This window comes from Halomonas qinghailakensis (assembly GCF_025820815.1).
In the GTDB taxonomy this organism is placed as follows: Bacteria; Pseudomonadota; Gammaproteobacteria; order Pseudomonadales; family Halomonadaceae; genus Vreelandella; species Vreelandella qaidamensis.
Genome location: NZ_CP096973.1, coordinates 240,442 through 259,188, shown reverse-complemented (window position 1 = coordinate 259,188; position 18,747 = coordinate 240,442). Strand labels below are relative to the sequence as shown.

General features: G+C 51.4%; 19 protein-coding genes. 12 read left to right on the top strand and 7 right to left on the bottom strand.

Translation table 11 applies throughout. From position 1 onward, the window contains the following. Positions 1-224: 224 nt before the first annotated feature. From M0220_RS01200 to M0220_RS01190, 3 genes are all read right to left on the bottom strand, one after another. Complete coding sequence (locus tag M0220_RS01200; protein WP_264018458.1) at positions 225-1,124, bottom strand: AraC family transcriptional regulator; 900 nt, start codon at positions 1,122-1,124, stop codon at positions 225-227. A gap of 27 nt (positions 1,125-1,151) precedes the next feature. Beyond that, positions 1,152-1,511 carry a hypothetical protein gene (locus M0220_RS01195; protein WP_030068924.1) on the bottom strand — a complete coding sequence of 120 codons (360 nt, stop codon included), beginning with the start codon at positions 1,509-1,511 and terminating at the stop codon, positions 1,152-1,154. Positions 1,512-1,906: 395 nt separating this feature from the next. Continuing rightward, the gene (locus M0220_RS01190) at positions 1,907-2,314 is read right to left on the bottom strand and encodes a CBS domain-containing protein (protein ID WP_030068926.1); all 408 of its coding nucleotides are present in this window, start codon (positions 2,312-2,314) and stop codon (positions 1,907-1,909) included. 195 nt (positions 2,315-2,509) lie between these two features. Between M0220_RS01190 and M0220_RS01185 the strand changes: the two genes are divergently transcribed. From M0220_RS01185 to M0220_RS01150, 8 genes are all read left to right on the top strand, one after another. Continuing rightward, positions 2,510-3,040, top strand: coding sequence for a YqaE/Pmp3 family membrane protein (locus M0220_RS01185; protein WP_264018457.1), 531 nt, complete (start codon positions 2,510-2,512; stop codon positions 3,038-3,040). Positions 3,041-3,125: 85 nt separating this feature from the next. Then, the gene (locus M0220_RS01180) at positions 3,126-3,995 is read left to right on the top strand and encodes a carboxylate/amino acid/amine transporter (RefSeq protein WP_030068930.1); all 870 of its coding nucleotides are present in this window, start codon (positions 3,126-3,128) and stop codon (positions 3,993-3,995) included. A gap of 116 nt (positions 3,996-4,111) precedes the next feature. Beyond that, positions 4,112-5,104, top strand: a complete 993-nt coding sequence (locus M0220_RS01175; RefSeq protein WP_264018456.1) for an NAD(+) kinase — start codon at positions 4,112-4,114, stop codon at positions 5,102-5,104. 1 nt (position 5,105) lies between these two features. Continuing rightward, positions 5,106-6,092 (top strand): metallophosphoesterase, encoded by a 987-nt coding sequence (locus M0220_RS01170; protein ID WP_030068934.1) that lies wholly within the window; start codon positions 5,106-5,108, stop codon positions 6,090-6,092. 207 nt (positions 6,093-6,299) lie between these two features. Then, positions 6,300-7,151 carry a rhomboid family intramembrane serine protease gene (locus tag M0220_RS01165; protein WP_030068937.1) on the top strand — a complete coding sequence of 284 codons (852 nt, stop codon included), beginning with the start codon at positions 6,300-6,302 and terminating at the stop codon, positions 7,149-7,151. Positions 7,152-7,162: 11 nt separating this feature from the next. Continuing rightward, positions 7,163-7,447, top strand: a complete 285-nt coding sequence (locus M0220_RS01160) for a YeaC family protein (RefSeq protein ID WP_030068939.1) — start codon at positions 7,163-7,165, stop codon at positions 7,445-7,447. Then, positions 7,431-8,297 carry a DUF2797 domain-containing protein gene (locus M0220_RS01155; RefSeq protein ID WP_030068942.1) on the top strand — a complete coding sequence of 289 codons (867 nt, stop codon included), beginning with the start codon at positions 7,431-7,433 and terminating at the stop codon, positions 8,295-8,297. Before M0220_RS01160 ends, M0220_RS01155 begins: the two co-directional genes overlap by 17 nt. Positions 8,298-8,438: 141 nt before the next feature. Continuing rightward, complete coding sequence (locus M0220_RS01150; protein ID WP_264018455.1) at positions 8,439-8,864, top strand: CopD family protein; 426 nt, start codon at positions 8,439-8,441, stop codon at positions 8,862-8,864. A gap of 40 nt (positions 8,865-8,904) precedes the next feature. Here M0220_RS01150 and M0220_RS01145 read toward each other — a convergent pair whose 3' ends face one another. Beyond that, entirely contained in the window at positions 8,905-9,372 is a 468-nt protein-coding gene (locus tag M0220_RS01145; RefSeq protein ID WP_264018453.1) for a DUF2231 domain-containing protein, read from the bottom strand. Between the two features lie 68 nt (positions 9,373-9,440). Between M0220_RS01145 and coxB the strand changes: the two genes are divergently transcribed. From coxB to M0220_RS01125, 4 genes are read left to right on the top strand one after another with little or no spacing between them, the layout of a single operon-like run. After that, positions 9,441-10,505: a cytochrome c oxidase subunit II gene (gene coxB / locus M0220_RS01140; RefSeq protein WP_264018452.1), complete on the top strand. Its 1,065-nt coding sequence runs from the start codon at positions 9,441-9,443 to the stop codon at positions 10,503-10,505. Further along, complete coding sequence (gene ctaD / locus M0220_RS01135; RefSeq protein WP_264018451.1) at positions 10,502-13,027, top strand: cytochrome c oxidase subunit I; 2,526 nt, start codon at positions 10,502-10,504, stop codon at positions 13,025-13,027. The genes coxB and ctaD overlap by 4 nt, the downstream gene beginning before the upstream one ends. Then, positions 13,027-13,383, top strand: coding sequence for a hypothetical protein (locus tag M0220_RS01130; protein WP_264018450.1), 357 nt, complete (start codon positions 13,027-13,029; stop codon positions 13,381-13,383). Before ctaD ends, M0220_RS01130 begins: the two co-directional genes overlap by 1 nt. A 23-nt stretch (positions 13,384-13,406) precedes the next feature. After that, complete coding sequence (locus M0220_RS01125; protein ID WP_264018449.1) at positions 13,407-15,599, top strand: heavy metal translocating P-type ATPase; 2,193 nt, start codon at positions 13,407-13,409, stop codon at positions 15,597-15,599. 8 nt (positions 15,600-15,607) lie between these two features. Here M0220_RS01125 and M0220_RS01120 read toward each other — a convergent pair whose 3' ends face one another. The 3 genes from M0220_RS01120 to M0220_RS01110 all read right to left on the bottom strand — a co-directional run bounded on the left by M0220_RS01120 (position 15,608) and on the right by M0220_RS01110 (position 18,739). Next, a complete protein-coding gene (locus M0220_RS01120; protein ID WP_030068959.1) occupies positions 15,608-15,904 on the bottom strand; it encodes a winged helix-turn-helix domain-containing protein in 297 nt (98 codons plus the stop codon). Positions 15,905-15,947: 43 nt separating this feature from the next. Beyond that, a complete protein-coding gene (locus M0220_RS01115; RefSeq protein WP_264018448.1) occupies positions 15,948-17,024 on the bottom strand; it encodes a PA0069 family radical SAM protein in 1,077 nt (358 codons plus the stop codon). 77 nt (positions 17,025-17,101) lie between these two features. Beyond that, a complete protein-coding gene (locus tag M0220_RS01110; RefSeq protein ID WP_264018447.1) occupies positions 17,102-18,739 on the bottom strand; it encodes a methyl-accepting chemotaxis protein in 1,638 nt (545 codons plus the stop codon). Positions 18,740-18,747 lie beyond the last annotated feature (8 nt).

Genomic DNA, 18,747 nt, shown 5'->3' with positions numbered 1-18,747 from the left:
GTACAGAAAGCGAAAAGCTGAATCAAATAACCGAACTAAAGAGATGATAGGGCGTTATGCCCAAGATAACGGACGAATGTAGAGCGAGCTGCCATTAGGTGTATGTCGTTTTCATGGCAAAACGTGTCAATTTCTCGGTAAGAAACGCTTTTTAAGACTTTAGTTTAGTTTCTAAATGGCTGCCAACACACAAACTTACGCGTCAAGCGACCCAGCTAACGGCTTTATGATGAGCGAGATGAGAGTGCACCAGCTTTAGCAGCTGCTCCTGTGGGCGTCGAGGAAGGCGCTAACGGCGTTGAATAAGCCGTTGAATAAGCAGTTGAGCGAACAGCTGAATCAAGAGGTGTATTGGCTATTCCCGCACCCTGGCGTAATTGGCGGGGTGATACCCCATAGCTACGCCGAAAAGCGTGGGAAAGAGCGCTTTGGTTAGCAAAGCCTGTTTGAATGGCAATATCGGTAAGTGGCAGGCGGCTTTGTAATACTAGCTGACGAGCCGCGTGTAGGCGCTGGCGTCGCACATATTGCCAGGGCGACAGGCCCGTTTGGATGCGAAAGCGCTCAGAGAAGTGTGCTTCACTAAGGCACGCTAGCTTAGCTAAATCAGCGACTCTTAGCTCATCGGCCAAGTGGTGGCGAATGAAACGATCAATTTGACTAAGATTAAGACGACGCTGAGAGGTGCTCTCTGTTGCGCCCAAACGAGCTTTTAATGAACCTAGCAAAGTGGCAGCAAGCCGATCCTGCTGAAAAGACATGGCTGACGTGTCAAATCCTTGGGCGAGTTCGCTTTCTACAAAGGCTAGGTAGTGGCGTAATGGGTTGTCTAAGGCAAAAAAACGCGGGGCATCAAACAGGGCCACTAACTCGCGGTGTTCACCCGTCAGAGCTGGCGCATCTTCAGGGAGGTCAAGAATTAGTTGCCGGTTGTAGCCGTTACCTGAATAAAAATGTTCATGGTTAGCAGGAACAATGCAACCAGAGAAGGCGTTGACGCGGCCACCGAGGCCTTCGATTTCAAATTCTGAAGAGCCGCAAAGCGTAATGACTATTTGGTGAAAGTCGTGGGAGTGATGTTTTGTGGCGCTTTCTAAAGGGATTTGACGAATAGTACTCGGCATGGGGGTCTCCTCGGCACTGCTGGCCTATTAGCGTTGGCGCAGCGCTGTATGTGCCGCTAAATGATCACGTAAAGCTTTCAGTTCCGTGTAACCCTCCTGGTTAAGTAACGGTTTGCTTCGAGCAATTTGCCAATGGCGCCCGTAGGAGTCCATTAAATGCGCTGCGCGACGGCGCACACTATCTAGATACTCATCGTGACGAATGGGGTAGCCAATAATGGCATTCCATTCGGTTTCACTGACCTTGCTTTCCAGCGCTTTGTCAAATAAAGCGAGCAGGTCATGGGGTTCGGTGCGGTAGCGTGGTGTACCTACCGTCATTAATATCAACAGCACGGCACCTATCACCAATAAACATACGCCAAACACCAATAGGTACAGTGCCATACTAGGCTCCCCGCAGTAGCAGTACTCGTTTGAAAGTTGAAAACCAGTATACGCGTGCTGCTCCTTAAGGCGAAAATTTTGCCGTTTTGCGAACTTTTCCTGTGCACGGTGTCTGAAGGTTTACAGGCAACATCGCGATAGCAGTCGTTAATAGTGTTGTTCTGGCTATTGTTTTCGATCCCTTGCTTCCGCTGCTTATACTAAGCAGCGGTTTTTTTTGCTTTTAAGATGGTCGTTTCACTTAACGCAAACACTTATTTAACCGAAAAGGTGTTGTCGATAAGTGGCTATCCGCAGCGAAGAGAACATGTGGTTGATAGCTCGTGGCCTTCAGCGAATAGATCAAGGCCCAGCAGATGGCAGCTACTAGACAGAGAATCGCTGATAAATAACGGTTAGTGGCGGCGAATAGTAAGCAGCGCCATTAAAATATCACGGCGCGTTACAATGCCGACTAAACGTTGCTGTTCCACAACGGGATAAATCTTGGGCTTAGCTCCGAGCATCTCTTGTGCCAAATCGGTGATGCTTTTGTTGGGCGTTGTTGTGAGCACATCTTGGCGCATTAATTCCCGAACCAGCGGCGCTTCATCGTCGTGGTAGATACTGTCTAAAACGCGGCCCATCACATCCTGTTCCGATATAAAACCAATTAGCCGATCAGAGGTATCTACCACCGGAGCGCCTGGTAAGCGATGTAATGCTAAACCCTGAGCCAAGGTGGTGATAGAGGTCTCACCAGTAACACGATAGCAGTCCCGTGACATGACATCGCGCACGGTATCGGGGGTTTTTTTATTCATGGTGATACTCCTTAACGTGATACGCGCATTTTCGCTCTAAAAATGGGTCGGGTAGTTGCTGTGGGACTAGGAACGATATGTGCTTTATTTTTATTAATGTAGAAGATTTAACTCATCCTGCGTTGTCCTTACTAATGTTACATTCAACGCTTTGCTCTTTTTCAAATGCTATTTCAACTACTACAAGGAGCCACTATGGACGCGCGTGAATACCTCAATCGCAAAGGCGTTGGCATAGAAAGAGACCCTGAACGGCCCAACACATTAGAAGAAAAAGCGTGGGAAAGGGCGCGTGGGTCAGGTAGCCAGCGGCCTAAGTCTGGCACGCCCCATGACTGGGAAGATTGGGAGCGCCATCATGATGATTTGGCAGACGGTGCGGAAACGTTAGAGCAGAAAATAGATAAAGAGGCGCATCAAAAAGCGCTTGCTAAAGAGAAACAGCAGGCTGAAAAAGCACGGGCAGCGGTAGAGCATTTTACTCCCCCTGTGCAGCCGGATATTCAGCATCAAGCGTCATCGTCTACGGCTTCGGGAGTAACGCCAATATCATCTCAGCCCGCTGCTTTACTGCTTGCTTACCGTGCGCTAGCTATTCTACTACCGCCTTTGGCCGTCGGGTTAACAGACGGAGGGGCAAAACGTGTTGCTACTAGCATTGTATTGACGCTATTAGGCTGGATTCCAGGTGTGGTACATGCCTTTATATGGTTAAAAAAGCACTAATCCGTTAATTACTCGTTTGGCCCATTGGCAGTTGTTGTTAAGCGCGTATAATCTCCGTCAACTTTCCTTTTTTTTGAGGTTTACGATGGGCTACCTTGTTGGCGTAACGGCGCTGTGGGCGTTCTCTTTTTCGTTGATCGGAGTGTACTTGGCTGGCCAAGTCGATAGCTATTTCGCAGTGCTCGTCAGAGTAACACTCGCCACGCTGGTCTTTTTGCCGTTTTTACGCCCCAGCTTGCTACGTGGCAGGCAGCGCTTAGCGTTAATGGCGTTGGGGGCGGTTCAGCTAGGCATCATGTACACCTTTTTTTACCACTCCTTTTTACTGCTGTCGGTTCCTGAAGTACTGCTGTTTACGATTTTTACACCCATTTATATCGCGCTCCTAGATGACTTAATGTTTAAGCGCTTCACGCCTATTTATTTAGTAACCGCCATACTGGCGGTAATCGGAGCGGGCGTTATTCGTTACGACGGTATTGATAGTGGATTCTGGCTGGGCTTTTTAGTGGTGCAGGGGGCTAACCTCTGTTTTGCAATCGGACAGGTGGGCTATCGGCGGCTAGCCGCTGATTTGCCGCCTACCTTGGCATGGCATAACGTTTTTGGCTGGTTCTTTGTTGGTGCGATGGTGGTCGCTCTTCCCGCATTTTTACTCTTTGGTAATACGGCTGCACTCCCTACTACCCCAGTACAGTGGAGCGTATTGGCATGGCTTGGATTAGTCGCGTCTGGAGTGGGTTATTTCGCCTGGAACCAGGGCGCCACTAAAGTAGATGCGGGAACGTTAGCGGTAATGAATAATGCGCTAGTGCCCGCTGGCCTAGTGGTTAATTTGGTGATCTGGAATCGCGATGCGGAAATCGGTAAGCTACTTTTAGGTGCTGCAATCATGGCCGCCTCGCTGTGGTTAAATCACTGGTGGTTACAGCGCCGTCACGCTATATCTGTCTAATTAATTCAAGCCATTGTTTTTGCCCAGGGGAGCTTGCGTTTCTGCATTACACTGGGCAATTTGCTCGATACCCTCATACTCTCCATAATGTGGGCTGATGCCAGCGAGAGTTGTCCATGTCTAACACCCCATCGTCAGGTTTAGCACCCTTGAGCCAGGCCCAACAAACGCAGCCTTTCGAAACGACGTCTTTTAAGACGAGGCCTTCTAAAGCAGCGCCTTTTAAGACAGCGCCTTTTAAGACAATAGGCTTAATCGGCCGTTTAGGCAGCGATAAAGTGGTCGATTCGCTCAAAAGGCTGGTCAACTATTTAGTTACCCATGATTATAAAGTATTGATTGAGGATCGGACGGCAACGGCGTTACCGGATCATGGGCTGCCTGAAGCCAGCCGCCGCATACTTGGAGAGTTATGCGATCTTGTCATCGTTGTTGGTGGCGATGGCAGCCTTCTGGGCGCCGCACGCACGCTATGCCTTAGTGGTACGTTAATATTAGGCGTCAACCGTGGGCGGTTAGGCTTTTTAACCGATATTTCTCCCGATGAGTTGGAAAGCCGGGTTGGTGAAGTGTTAGCGGGTGAGTTTGAAGTTGAAGAGCGTTTCTTGCTTGATGCCGTGTTGTATCGAAACGGTAAAGCGGTAGGTAGCGGTGTTGCGCTCAATGAAGTGGTGGTTCATCCCGGTAAAGCGGTACGAATGATTGAGTTCGAACTGTTTATTGATGGGCAGTTTGTGTATAGCCAGCGTAGTGATGGCTTAATTATTGCTACGCCGACAGGTTCAACTGCCTATGCTCTTTCGGGGGGTGGGCCGATCATGCATCCCAAGCTTGATGTGGTGACGTTAGTCCCCATGTTTCCCCACACGCTTTCAAGCCGTCCTATTGTGATTGACGCTGCCAGTGAAATCCGTATCCATATTGGTGAAACCAATCAGACCTATCCCCATATCAGTTGCGATGGACAAACCCGTGCAGTGGCTAAACCAGACGATGTGCTTGTCATACAACGCAAACCAGAGCGTGTACAGCTAGTTCACCCTATTGGGCATAATTTTTATGAAGTGCTGCGCAGCAAGCTCGGCTGGAGCCATCGGCTAGGGGATTAACATGGAGGGCTACGATTTAATTGGCGATGTACATGGGTGTGGTGCAACACTTGCAGCGTTATTAGAGCGGCTTGGCTATCATCAGCGGGGTGGGGTATATCGACACCCTCGCCGAAAAGTGATCTTTTTAGGCGACTTGATCGATCGTGGACCACGTATTCGGCTAGCAGTTACGATTGCACGCCGAATGGTTGAAGAGGGTGAAGCACATATTGTCATGGGTAACCATGAGTACAATGCTCTGGCTTATACGCACCCCGCCCCCCCTGGTAGCAACAAGCGCTGGCTGCGCGAACATACACCGCGTCATAACCGTATTATTGAAGCCACGCTAGCTCAATACCGCGATTACACCAATGAGTGGGAAGATACCCTGGCGTGGTTTAAGACCATTCCTTTATGCCTAGAGCTGGACGGAATTCGTATAGTTCATGCCTGCTGGGATGAAGAGTTGATTAGACAGCTTAAACAACGCGCTCCCAATGCCTGCATGGATAGCCACTTTTTGGTTGAGTCCACCGACCCCTCAACGCAAGCCTTTCGTATACTTGATCGCTTAACCCGCGGCCCTCATATACCGTTACCTAAAGGCATTGCGATACATTCTGGTGATGGCTTCACACGGCAGAGTTTTCGTGCGCATTTTTGGTCGGCTAACCCTCAACAATGGGGGGATGTAGTATTTCAGCCAGATAACCTTCCTGGTGATTTGGAGACTAGAACGCTAACTAACGCCGAGCGCCAGCGTCTTAGCTACTATGGCCCTGAACAGCCACCCCTATTTATTGGTCATTACTGGTGCGAAGGGATTCCTGCCTTGCCAGCACACAATATTGCTTGCTTGGATTACAGTGCTGTGAAATTTGGCCGACTGGTTGCTTATCGCTGGAGCGGCGAAGCGCAGCTCAATGCCGATCATTTTGTGTGGATACAGGTACCAAAAGAAGAGCGTGCGCTGCCAAAGCCGTGGGAAATAGATTTCGATTAATGGGAGTGATTTTTAGCTTTACATACCGTTACATATTTTTTTCAAAATAGCTGAACTAACGGTGTTGTCGGTTATCAGAGTAAGTGTTCCCTTGAATGATCCCTTGCTTTTTTTTCCGGCGGCCCCCTCCGCCGGATTTTTTTCGTCTATCCGTTGGTGACGCGGCGCGTTGTCGCGCTAATATTTATTGGTTGAAAGGAACCTGCCATGCATCCAGTAATGCTCTTACCCACGGACGCAGATACCAAAGAACTGCGTAAGGCGCTGTGGCACTACCGCATTGGTCACCGTATTACTGATGAGGCAGACGGCCAACTGCTATGGGTTGCCGACCCGCGCCAGCAAGATGAAATGAAAGTACTCGTTAGCTGCTGGGAGCGAGGTGAGCCACTAATCACTACTGCCGCTAGATCGAGCCGCCAGACCCCAGCCCGTCATTTTTTACCCATGCTGCGCCAAGTGCCGGTTACTGCGCTGATGATTGCTATTAGCCTAGCGGTGTTCGCGCTGACTGGGATATTTGGTGATCTGCTAATTGTAAAACTCACCATTGTTTCGGTGGGGGTCGCCGGCGGTCAGCTCGTATATGGCAGCCTTAGCGATACGATAATGTCTGGTCAGTTATGGCGTTTATTGTCGCCTGCATTCTTACATTTTGGCTGGATGCATTTGATCTTTAACCTAATGTGGGTTTGGTACTTCGGACGTCAAATTGAGCAGCTTCAAGGTAGTCGTATCATGCTGCTACTGCTTATCGTGGCAGGTATTGGTGCTAACATCGCGCAGTACATTACCGGCACGGTGTTGTTTGGCGGTATGTCTGGCGTTGTTTACGCCTTGCTGGCTCATGTGTGGTTGATGTCCTATCGTGCCCCGCAAAGCGGATTTTTCGTCCCCCAGATGTTGGTAGTCTTCATGCTGGGCTGGATGGTATTTACGATGACCGATATTGCCGGCAGCGTGGGTTTTGGTAACGTAGCCAATGAAGCACACTTGGGCGGGCTGCTCGTGGGGCTGGTCACGGGCTGGTATTATTCCTCCAAACGAAGCAAACACTAAAGGTGCCTACGATGAGCGACATGACCTTCGATAAAATGATTAACCAAATGACGCCCGCTATTTATGAAAGCCTTAAACAGGCGGTTGCGTTGCGGAAATGGCCTGATGGTCGATATTTAACGCCTGAACAGACGGAACTGTGCTTGGAAGCGGTCATACGCTTTGAAGTGGAAAATAACGTTCCTGAAGAGAATCGCGTAGGTTATCTAGAACGCCGTACGTGTGGTGCTGGCGCGACTGGTGCAGGCGTTACGCCTGAAATGGCAGGCCTTGCCCGGGATGCCACGCGTGACTGATGACTTGTTTGCCTCAGTAGTATCCCCGGTGCAAGGGTGTTTGCAGAAAATGGCGGCGGATTTACCTAGCCGCCTAGGTGATCCGGTGGTGTATCACCTTCGTGCGGGTGAGCATCGAATGCTACTGAATGAGCGTATCGGCTCGCCGATGCGTCTTACCTGGAGCGGTGCAATTGCCTGTACCCACTGTGGGCGTGCCACTAAAAAAAGCTTTGCCCAAGGCTACTGCTACCCTTGTTTTAAGCGCTTAGCCCAGTGTGATACATGCATCATGAAACCCGAAACTTGCCACTATCATCAAGGCACTTGTCGGGACCCCGTGTGGGGCGAAAAACACTGCTTCCAACCTCATATTGTTTACTTAGCGAACTCTTCCGGTTTGAAAGTGGGCATCACCCGGAAAACGCAAATGCCAACCCGCTGGCTGGATCAAGGTGCTATTCAGGCGCTACCTATTCTTGAGGTAAAGACCCGACAACAGTCTGGTCTTGTCGAAATGCTCTTTAAAGAGGAAGTGGCCGACCGCACTAACTGGCGTGCCATGCTAAAAGGCGATGTGAAACCACTGGATTTATGTGCTGAGCGCGATCGTCTTTTCAGCCTGTTAAATGAAGGGTTAGGGCAATTACGTGACGTGCACGGTGCGGATGCCATTCGTAGCTTGGATGAAACGCCGTTGGACTTTCATTATCCCGTGGCGACTTTTCCTAGTAAGGTGACTTCCCATAATTTTGATAAGCAGCCGCTAATTGAAGGTACACTTCAAGGGGTAAAAGGGCAGTACCTAATTTTTGATACTGGGGTCATTAACCTTCGTAAATTCACCGGTTACGAAATCGTTGTAGGGTAAGCGTCATCCTCTCCCTAACTGTTTCTTTTAACTGACTATAACTGCCTATCCTTGTTATTGAACCTAGCCAGAGTCGCTTTTGTTAACTAAGGTTATTAGGGTGAAATCCTATTCTGCCTTACGCAACGCAAGGAAGCCTCGATGCCATGGCTAAAACTGCTGCACATCGCCGCGCTGGTCATCTGGTGCGGCGCACTTCTTTATTTACCCGCTCTACTTTTGTATGCACTCCAGTTGCGTAAAGACGCTGGTTTCGCGCAAGGCACTCCCCCGATGCCGCGTTTTTTCTACAACTCCATTGCGACGCCCGCTGCTTTGGCTGCTATTGCATCTGGCACGCTTTTGTTTTTGCTAAATGGGCTTCTTGGAGGGTGGTTAATTCTTAAGCTGGGAGCGGTAGTGCTAATGGTGGCTGCCCACGGCTGTTTTGGCTGGCTGATTTTGCGGTTGGAAATGGGGATTTTTACAGGTGTTAAAGCCGCCAGCCTGTGCGCTTTAGTGCTCGCGCTAACGGGCATATTGGGTGTGCTTGGGTTGGTGCTTTCTAAACCATTGGCTTGGGGATAATGTGATGAAAGTTATCCCATTTATAGCCATGGTCGTGCCCTTAAGACGACTTCTCAACTTCGACGCCGACGGCGTGCTCGTATACCAATTGGCCGCCCAGCCAGCCTGCCAACGCGATCAGGCTGGCAGTTACCAGCGAAATAGCCAAACCCCAAGGCAGCACGGCGTTGGGTTCAGTAAAACGCAAAAGCCAGTTCAAAGACGCCAGCGAAAGCATGACGACGGCCACAATCGCGTGGCTCCAGCCAGTTATCAGGCGGCGGATTCGCGCCACAGTGACCAGGTCAATAATACCTGCTACCGAGGCAATCCAGCCGCCAAACGCGCCTACTCCTGCCAACCACAAACCGCTGCGCAGCCAGAAGGGGTCTTGGGTATACCAGAAGGCCAGGTCGCTAGCGACCAGTGCCATCAGGGCGGCCACTGGAAAGTGAATCATCACTGGGTGAAGCGGGTGGCCAGCCAGCGAAGCGCGGCTTTTGATCGAGCGTTGGCGAGTATGTGTCATGGTCACTTCCTGTGGTTAGACAAAGTGAAAGAGTCGGTCAGATCAACTGCACTTCAGGGAAACCGCTAATGAGGGAACGCAATAGCGAAATATCCATCATGATTTCATATTTATCGTCGCGATGGTTCCGGCGAATAGCTTGCTTACTTGGAACTTTGCTGCTGCTGAGCTTAGCGGGCTGTGCAGGCGATAGGTCTATCTTAGACCCTGCTGGGCCTGCTGCGCGAGACGTGAGGCTAATTTGGTGGGTAATGCTTGGGTTTGCCACCGTTGTGCTGATCGTGGTGACAGCACTTTGGCTTTACGCCTTTAAACCAAGAAGCGTGCTGCGTACACCTGCCCAGGAGCGCCGCATCGCTCGTCGCTGGATTGTTGGTGGCGGCATCATGTTGCCAGTGGCCACTATTACCGCGCTATTACTGTTTGGCGTGCCCGCCGGGCAGCGAATGCTAACGCTACCCATGGGTGAGCCGCCAGAGGTCATTGAGGTGATTGGTCATCAGTGGTGGTGGGAAGTGCGCTATCCCGGCGCTGAAGGTGGTGAGGTTGTTACCGCTAATCAACTGGTGATGCCTGCAGGTGAGCCAGTGGATTTTCACGTCAGCGGTGCTGATGTGATTCATGCATTTTGGGTGCCTCGGCTGGGGGGGAAAATAGATATGTTGCCGGGCCGCGTAAATAAAATTCGTTTACAAGCCGATGAGCCCGCGGTGTTTGGTGCGCAGTGTGCCGAACTTTGCGGCGTGGGCCACGCCCATATGCAGTTGCATGTGGAGGCCTTGCCGCGCAGCGAGTTCGAGGCATGGTTAACTGCAAGACAAGAGTCGGCGCTTAGCGAACTGTCCGTTGCCGATGCTACCTACGACGACGCGCGTGATGCCTTTATGACACATTGTGCCCGCTGCCACCAAGTAGCGGGCGTTAGTCAGGGAGGCATCGGTCCAACGCTTTCAGATGTGGGCGGTCGCGCCACGCTAGGAGCAGGGGTGATTGCCATGGAAGAGGGAGCTGTTAGTCACTGGTTGCAGCATCACCAAACGCTAAAGCCAGGCAATAAGATGCCTACCCACAGTGATATTGAAACGGACACCTTGGATGCCCTGGGTGCTTGGCTGGAGGCCTTGTCACCATGAAAAGTGTCAATCAAGAAGCCATTGAGCATGACCCGCAGCAATTGCATGAGGACTTGCACACCATTTGGGGTAACCCCAAAGGTTTAAGATCCCTAACTATCGTCAACCATACCACGCTCGGCCTGCGTTTTATGGTCACAGGGATGGTGTTTTTCCTGATTGGCGGCATTTTGGCAATGCTGGTGCGAACCCAGTTAGCGATGCCCGACCAAAACTTTATGTCGCCAGATATTTATAATCAGGTCACCACCATGCATGGCACGGTGATGATGTTTCTGTTCGCTATTCCTATGCTGGAAGGGCTGGCGATTTACCTGATCCCAAAGATGATCGGTGCCCGCGACCTGGTCTGCCCTCGGCTAACGTCACTTGGTTATTTCTGCTATTTATTTGGCGGGATTATTCTTACTTCCAGCCTGATTATTGAAATGGCGCCTTCTAGCGGTTGGTTTATGTACACCCCGCTTAGTAGTAAAGAGTTCGCGCCTGATCTGGGCTCTGATTTTTGGCTGTTGGGAATCACGTTTGTGGAAATTTCCGCAGTGTCTGCGGGTGTAGAGTTGGTAGTGTCAATACTGCGTACTCGCACTCAGGGCATGGCACTGCATAAAATGCCGTTGTTCGCTTGGTATATCTTGGCCATGGCGCTGATGATCGTGGTGGGGTTTCCGCCGTTGATTCTTGGCAGCGTATTACTGGAACTTGAGCGCGCCGTTGGTATGCCGTTTTTCCAGATTGCGGGAGGTGGTGACCCCTTACTGTGGCAGCATCTGTTTTGGCTATTTGGTCATCCTGAGGTGTACATCATCTTTCTACCGGCAGCGGGCATTGTTTCCACGCTAATACCGGTTTTTGCCGGTCGGCCTATTGTCGGTTATGGGTGGGTGGTAGCTGCCATCGCTATTATGGGCTTTATCAGTTTTGGGCTTTGGGTACACCACATGTTTACAGTGGGTATCCCACAGCTCGCTCAGGCATTTTTCTCGGCGGCTAGCATGCTGGTGGCGGTGCCAACGGCGATTCAGGTATTTGTTTGGCTGGCTACCCTGTGGCTGGGTAAACCTAAAATGAAACTGCCCATGCTTTGGGTAATGGGCTTTTTGATTATTTTCGTTTGCGGTGGCTTAACCGGGGTGATGCTAGCGCTGGTGCCGTTTAACTGGCAGGTGCACGATACCCACTTTGTGGTGGCCCACATGCACTATGTATTGGTGGGTGGCATGTTCTTCCCATTGATTGCAGGGCTTTACTACTGGTTGCCGCTATTTTCCGGACGTATGCCGTCTGAAAACCTTGGGCGCTGGGGGTTCTGGCTAACCTTTTTAGGCTTTAACGGTACATTTCTGATTATGCATTGGACGGGCCTTTTAGGTATGCCCAGGCGTGTTTATACCTATGAGGCTGGCTCTGGGTGGGAAATTTATAACCTGCTCTCATCCGTCAGTAGCTTTGTGTTATCGGCGGGTATTGCCATGGTGTTGCTGGATATCGCACTGCACTTCCGGTTTGGTAAACCCGCCAAACACAATCCATGGAACGCCGATACGCTGGAATGGGCTAACACGATGCCCCCAAGCGCTTATAACTTTGTCAGCTTACCTACTGTAGAAACGCGGCATCCGTTGTGGGATGACCCGAATTTGCCGCATACCATGGCGAAAGGCATGCACGGCTTGGCGGTGGCTTCCCACGGTAGGCGTGAAATGTGGGGTACTGATTCGATTACTGGCAAAGTACGTGAAATCATTCACCTGCCTGGTAATTCCTGGTGGCCGCTGTTTGCCGCGGCAGCGCTGGCAGTGGTATGCATTAGTTTATTAACCCGTGTCTATGCGCTAGCGGGCATCTTTGTAGTGATTGCTGGTGTATTTCTGCTGCGCTGGTCGTGGGAGAACGGTGCACACCCGAATGCAGCTCCTGATGCAGGCGTAAAGCCAGGCGATCCGCCGCTTCATTCACGCACGATGGATGGCCCTGGGCTTTGGGCAATGGCGGTGTTTTTAATTGCCAACGGTTCGTTCTTTCTTTCCTATCTGTTTGGCTGGTTTTATCTATGGACTGTTTCGCCTGAGTGGCAAATGCCAGATATACCGCCGCTGTCTCTGCTGATAATGGGCATAGCTGGGGGGGCGGTTTTAGCTGGGTGTGCGGTGATAGAGAAGTTGGTGCGCGGGCTGCGTCAGCAACGTGATGCAGGTTTAAGAGCAAGTTTCTATTTAGCCGCTGCGTTAGGCGCGCTTCAAGTGGGGCTGGCTGGCTGGGCGCTTTGGCGAGCCGATCTTTCACCGACTCAGACAACCCACGATGCGGTGATGCTGGTGGGGCTTGTTTACGCGCTTTTTCATGGTGGCCTAGCGGTTATTTTAACGGTGTTACAAGGCATGCGCGTTGGTTATGGCTACGTGGGTGCGCATGCACCGTTTGAACCTGCCGTAGTGGCACTACTCTGGCGCTATAACGTGGTCACATTCTGGTTGTTAGTTGGGGCGTTGGCGATACTGCCTCGGATGATAGGAGGGTAATGGTGATGGTACTGACACGACTACATTTTACTCATCCCATCCACTTAATTATCGGACTAACGCTATGGAGCCTATGGTTTGTGGCGGTTTATAGCGGCCTTTCAGTAGCCTGTGCCGTTGCGCCACCACCACCTGAAGCGGGGGCGCTTACAGGTCTTAATGCCGCGCTAGGTGGTGTTAGTTTCATTACTGCCCTGGGGCTTGTGGCACTTTCCTGGGGTAGTTGCCAAGTGGCGAAGCAGCATGAAGGACGCCAGCGTTTTCATGCCACTGTCTCTGCGTGGCTGTATTTGTTTTCCGCTTTCGGTGTGGTGTTTGCGGGTATGCCGATTATCAGTGTGCCGCCTTGCCTATAAGTCATAGCGCCCACGTTAATTCGATGCCAGAAGACGAAAAAACTTCTAGCCATAACACTCCCCTCTACACCCTGCATGGTATGTGGTGTACCAGCTGTGCTCTGGCGGTAGAAGGCGCGCTAACACGTCTGCCTGGGGTCATCGACGCTAGCGTTCACTACCCCACGGCAACTGTGTGGGTGAAAGGTGAGCGAAACGCAGTCGATCTGACGGAGCTTGCGCCGGTAGTCAAACGGTTAGGCTATCGGCTAACTGAATTAGAAGCCGTTGATGATGCCCATGAACGTCTTGAGCAAGAGAGCCGCTACCTTACTTTGCGGTTGTTAGTAGGCGCGGCATTCGGTATGTGGACCATGTTGGCCTCATTGCTTATTTATGTGGGAGCGTTACCGAGCGCATCGATAGAGCAAGTGGTGGCCTGGATATCGGGTGCCTTTGCACTGCCCGTAGTGGTGTATTCGGGCTTGCCGTTTTACCGAGCGGGCTGGCGCACGTTACTTGCCAAACGTCCAGGGATGGATGTGCTGGTTAGCCTTGGCGCGATCGGTGCAGTGAGTGTGTCGATTGGGTTGTTGTGGCGCGGCTCGGTGGAGGTGTATTTCGATACGGCGGTTATGCTGATAGTGCTGTTGCTTATTGGGCGACTGGTAGAAACGCTGTGCCGCCACCGTGGGCTAAAAGCGTTAGATGCACTGGCGTTGCCAGATGCGGCTATAAGCGCTTGGCAAAAGGGTGACTGGGTCTTACTGCCTGTCAATGATGTAGTCGCGGGTATGCGCGTTAAGCTAGCGCCGGGGGAATTAGTGACGCTAGATGGCATTCTTGATGCTCCCGGATGGATTGATACCGCCTCACTAACCGGTGAAAGCTTGCCACGTTACTTCAATGCAGGGCAGAGAGTGTACGCTGGCTGTCGTTACCTAGGCGCTACGCCACTGGTAATGCAGGTCACAGCGGGGGCTGGTAAACGCCGATTGGATCGACTACGTCATGAAATGCGCCGCTATCAAGCCCAAAAAGGTGAACTGCAGAAACTAGCCGACCGTTTTGCCGCCTGGTTAAGTCCTTTAGCATTAGCGCTCTCGCTAGTGACGTTGATCGGTGCGCTACTCGTTGGGTTGGGGTGGGAGGATGCACTGGTGCGCTCACTCTCAGTGCTCGTGGTGGCATGTCCCTGTGCCGTTGGGCTGGCGGTGCCTTTGGCTAGTCTTGCAGGTAACGGCCAGGCTATGCAGCAAGGTATTGCACTGCGCGACCCCGCCGCGCTAGAGATCTTGGCGCGTATTCATTCAGTAGCGCTGGATAAAACCGGAACCTTAACAACGGGGAGCCATGGGGTGCTTCACTGGCAAGTACGCGATGGCATTGATAAACACACGTTGCAGCACAAGCTCACCAGCGCCGTTGCTGGGAGCGAACACCCGTTGGCACAAGCATTGGCGCGCTGGTCGGGTGGCGACAATAACCAGCGCTCTAAACCATATAAGGTTGATGAATTCCCCGGAGAAGGTCGCCGTGTATGGCTCACAAATCGTCAATATTTGATGGTAGGCAGCGTTCGTTGGCTGGCGCGACAGCAAGTTGATGTGCCTTCCCAGGCAGCAGATGGCACGCTAGCGTCTGCTTCTCAAGTCATGCTGGCGGATGAGTCAGGCTGGCTAGCGACGTTCTATCTGACTGATCAGCCCGTAGACGATGCGGAGCAAAGCGTGAAGCGATTGCTCGCGTCAGGTTATCTGGTCGCAATGATCAGCGGTGATCGACAGGGCGCGGTTAGTTGGCTGGGTAAACGTATTGGGCTTCCAAGCGAAGCGTGCTATGCCCAGCGCTCACCGGAAGCCAAGGCACGGCTATTATGCGGGTTACCATCGCCAACACTTTTTGTAGGAGATGGCGTAAACGATACGCTAAGCATGGCGGCAGCAGACGTTAGCATTGCCCCACTGAGTGCCAGCGAAGCTGCTCGTGAGGGAGCATCCGCCCAGTTAATGTCGCCAGGGGTCGGAGGGGTAGTAAAACTGCTCAACATCGCCAAGCGTACGCGGCGCGTTATGGAGCAAAATCTTTTCTTTTCAGCTCTTTATAACACCTTGGCACTTGGCGTGGTGGTGGTTATGGCTATTCCGCCATTGATAGCAGTACTCGCCATGGCCATAAGTTCGCTCAGCGTGACGCTTAACGCCGCACGATTAGCATGGTCAGAGCCGGAACAATGAATCAGTGTTTAAGCGTAACCAAGAGACTGCTTTAGCCGTTCCGCATGAGTAGCAACCCAGCGAGGATCTATCGCCCCCCAGTCCCGTATCTGATAGTGGCCAATATTATGGCGCTGACCTTCACCTTTCTCGAATACGCACTCGATATCCAGCTCCGCAAGTGAGCTGATAGTGTCCTGCGCAGTACGACGAGGCATACCGGTGGCTTCGATTAACGCTGGTACGTTTGCGACGCCTTGCTCAATTAAATGCGCCACATACAAGCGGCGGTAGAAGCTTGATTTGGTCTTGCTAAGCGAGGTCATTGGGTTTCCTTTTGCGGGAAGCTGCTAGATCAAGAGGCTTAGCTTAAATGAATAAATCCCCTTGCGCCCGTGGTGGACGAAAGTCGCGGGTGTTCAGGCCCTGTTCGGTGCGTGGCTGCATGTTCCACTGGCGGCTGGCGCGATGAAAGCGCTGGGCGATCAAGTCAGCAAATACACCTTCGCCACGAAAGCGTGTGCCAAATTGCGCATCGTAATTTTTGCCGCTTCGGCATTGGCGAATTAGGCTCATTACCTTAATGGCTCGCTCGGGGTAGTGGGCTTGTAGCCATGCTTCAAACATCGGTGCGACTTCATGGGGCAGGCGCAGCAGCATCCACGTTGCGGTGCGCGCGCCAGCCCGGCTGGCCGCTTCTAGAATGCGCTCAATTTCGTGATCAGTAAGGCCAGGAATAATCGGTGAGACCAACGTACCCACTGGAATACCTGCGGTGTTGAGCTCGCGAATCACTTTTAAGCGCGCTTGAGGTGAGGCCGCCCGGGGTTCCAAGGTACGCTTTAGGTTGGCATCCAGACTTGTCAGGCTAACAAACACCCGTACTAACCGGTGCTCGGCCATCTCTGCGAGCAGGTCTAAATCCCGCAGTATTAGTGTACTTTTTGTGACTAGGGTGACCGGATGCCTGCATGCCAGTAGTAATTCTAGTAAACGACGAGTTGTTTGGTATTTCGCTTCCAACGGCTGATAGCAGTCGGTGTTGCCGGAAAGGTTGATAGGGCGGCATACATAATGAGGGTGGCTAAGCTCGTCTGTTAAGTGCTCAACTAATCCTGTGCGGGCGATCAACCTGGTTTCAAAGTCCAGCCCCGGTGATAAATCCCAATAAGCGTGGGAAGGGCGAGCGTAGCAGTAAATGCAGCCATGCTCGCAGCCGCGATATGGATTGAGTGAGCGGTCAAAGGGTAAATCCGGTGAACGGTTCCATGAAAGCGCACTCTTGCTGGCCTCCTCGCGTACCTCTGTTGCAAGTGAAGCAGTGGCCTCCTCATGCCACCAGCCATCATCCTCTACCACGCTGCAAGTTGGTGCGAAACGGTTATGTGGGTCGTAGGTCGCACCGCGCCCTTTGTACACGGTAGCGCTAGAAGGGGAAGAAGCCATTAGTTGCCACCTCTGCACGGTCGATAATTACCATATACTGTATATATGGCTATATATACAGTATATGGCGTTTGACGCTATGTGCAAGGTATGGCTTGGTGAGTTAACGAAGCCAGTCGAACGCGTGACTGTGCATTTTCATCGCTGGCGTTGAGTTTAAACCTAAGTACAACCTCGGTTAACCGCTCAGCTTCATGTTCTAAATGAGTCGCAGAAGTGCTGGCTTGCTCCACCATGGCAGCATTCTGCTGAGTCGTTTGTTCCATTTCACCAACAGCACTATTAACTTCGTTGATGCCGATACGTTGCTCCTCGCTAGCCACCGCGATCTCATCCATTAGGGTAGTAACACGCTTAACGGATTCCATAATGGCGACCATGGACTCACTGGCTAGATCCGCTTGTTGCGTGCCTGTTTCTATCTGGCTTACTGACGTTGCAATCAATTGACGGATATCCGCCGCGGCATCAGCGCTGCGTGTTGCCAGCAGGCGAACTTCACTGGCTACCACGGCAAACCCCCGACCATGTTCACCTGCTCGGGCTGCTTCAACGGATGCATTGAGCGCCAAAATATTGGTCTGAAAAGCGATTGAGTCAATTAGGCCAATTATGTCGGTAATCTGTTGCGAGCTATGACGTATCTCATGCATTTTACTAACCACATGAGTCACCACATCACCACCTTGCTGTGCATTATGCGCAGCTTCTTGAGCAACACGGCTAGCTTGGGCTGCGTTGTCACTGTTGCGTTCCATGGTGGCCGTCATTTCTTCAATGCTGGAGGCAGTTTGTGTTAATGAAGCCGACTGACGCTCGGTTCGCGAGGCGAGATCTTGGTTGCCTAACGCAATTTCCCGCGCACTGGCAAAGACCTCTTCACTGCTATGGCGCACGGTTGCCACCGTTTCCAACAGGTCTTTTTGCATGTTGCGTAGCGAGTTGAAGAGAATGCCGATTTCATTTCGTCCATGCACTTCAATTTCTCTAGAAAGATCGCCTTTAGCAATATGTTGAAAATGCTCGTTGATACTCTGCATTGGGCGAATTAAGTTGACGCTTACGCCCCAGTAGACAATGGCGGTAATGATTAATGCGATGATGAATACAGTAACGATAGTTGAATTAGCTAAGTTCACCACTGAAGAGAAGTTATCCAAACGTTTATTACCTTCTTCTTCTACGGTATGAAAAAAATTGACGGCGTCTTTATAAAAGGTGGCATAGGCATCATGGGTACCATTGCGCAAGCGTTGATAGCTAGTAGTGTCCCCTTGGTAAAGCGAGCCAAGTTGAGGAAGTAGCTGGTTGCTCATCATGTTATTGAAGCTACTATCTATTTCACGAATGAAGTGCTCATGAGAAGGGTTGAACGATAAAGAAAGAAATTCAGCGAACACATTGCCTGCGTTTTCAAGCAGGTTGCGTATTTCGTCAGCTTGTTGACGTCTCTCCACTGTCGACAGAGAGGAGGGGGCTTCGAGTAACTCTTCGTACAAACGGCCCATTTGTAAACGTACATTTTGTATCGACGAATTGGTTCTGTTAAGTGTCGATTGTTGGTTGACATTGACGTTGGTAAATTGCTCGATACTTTCCTGGCTATGATTGACCGCGTAGAGGCCAGTGCCACTAAGCAGTAACAGTAGTATTAAAAATGAGCATAAAACAAGTGACCAGCTCATTCTCATTGTCAGATTGTTTAAGCGATGCATGTGTCATC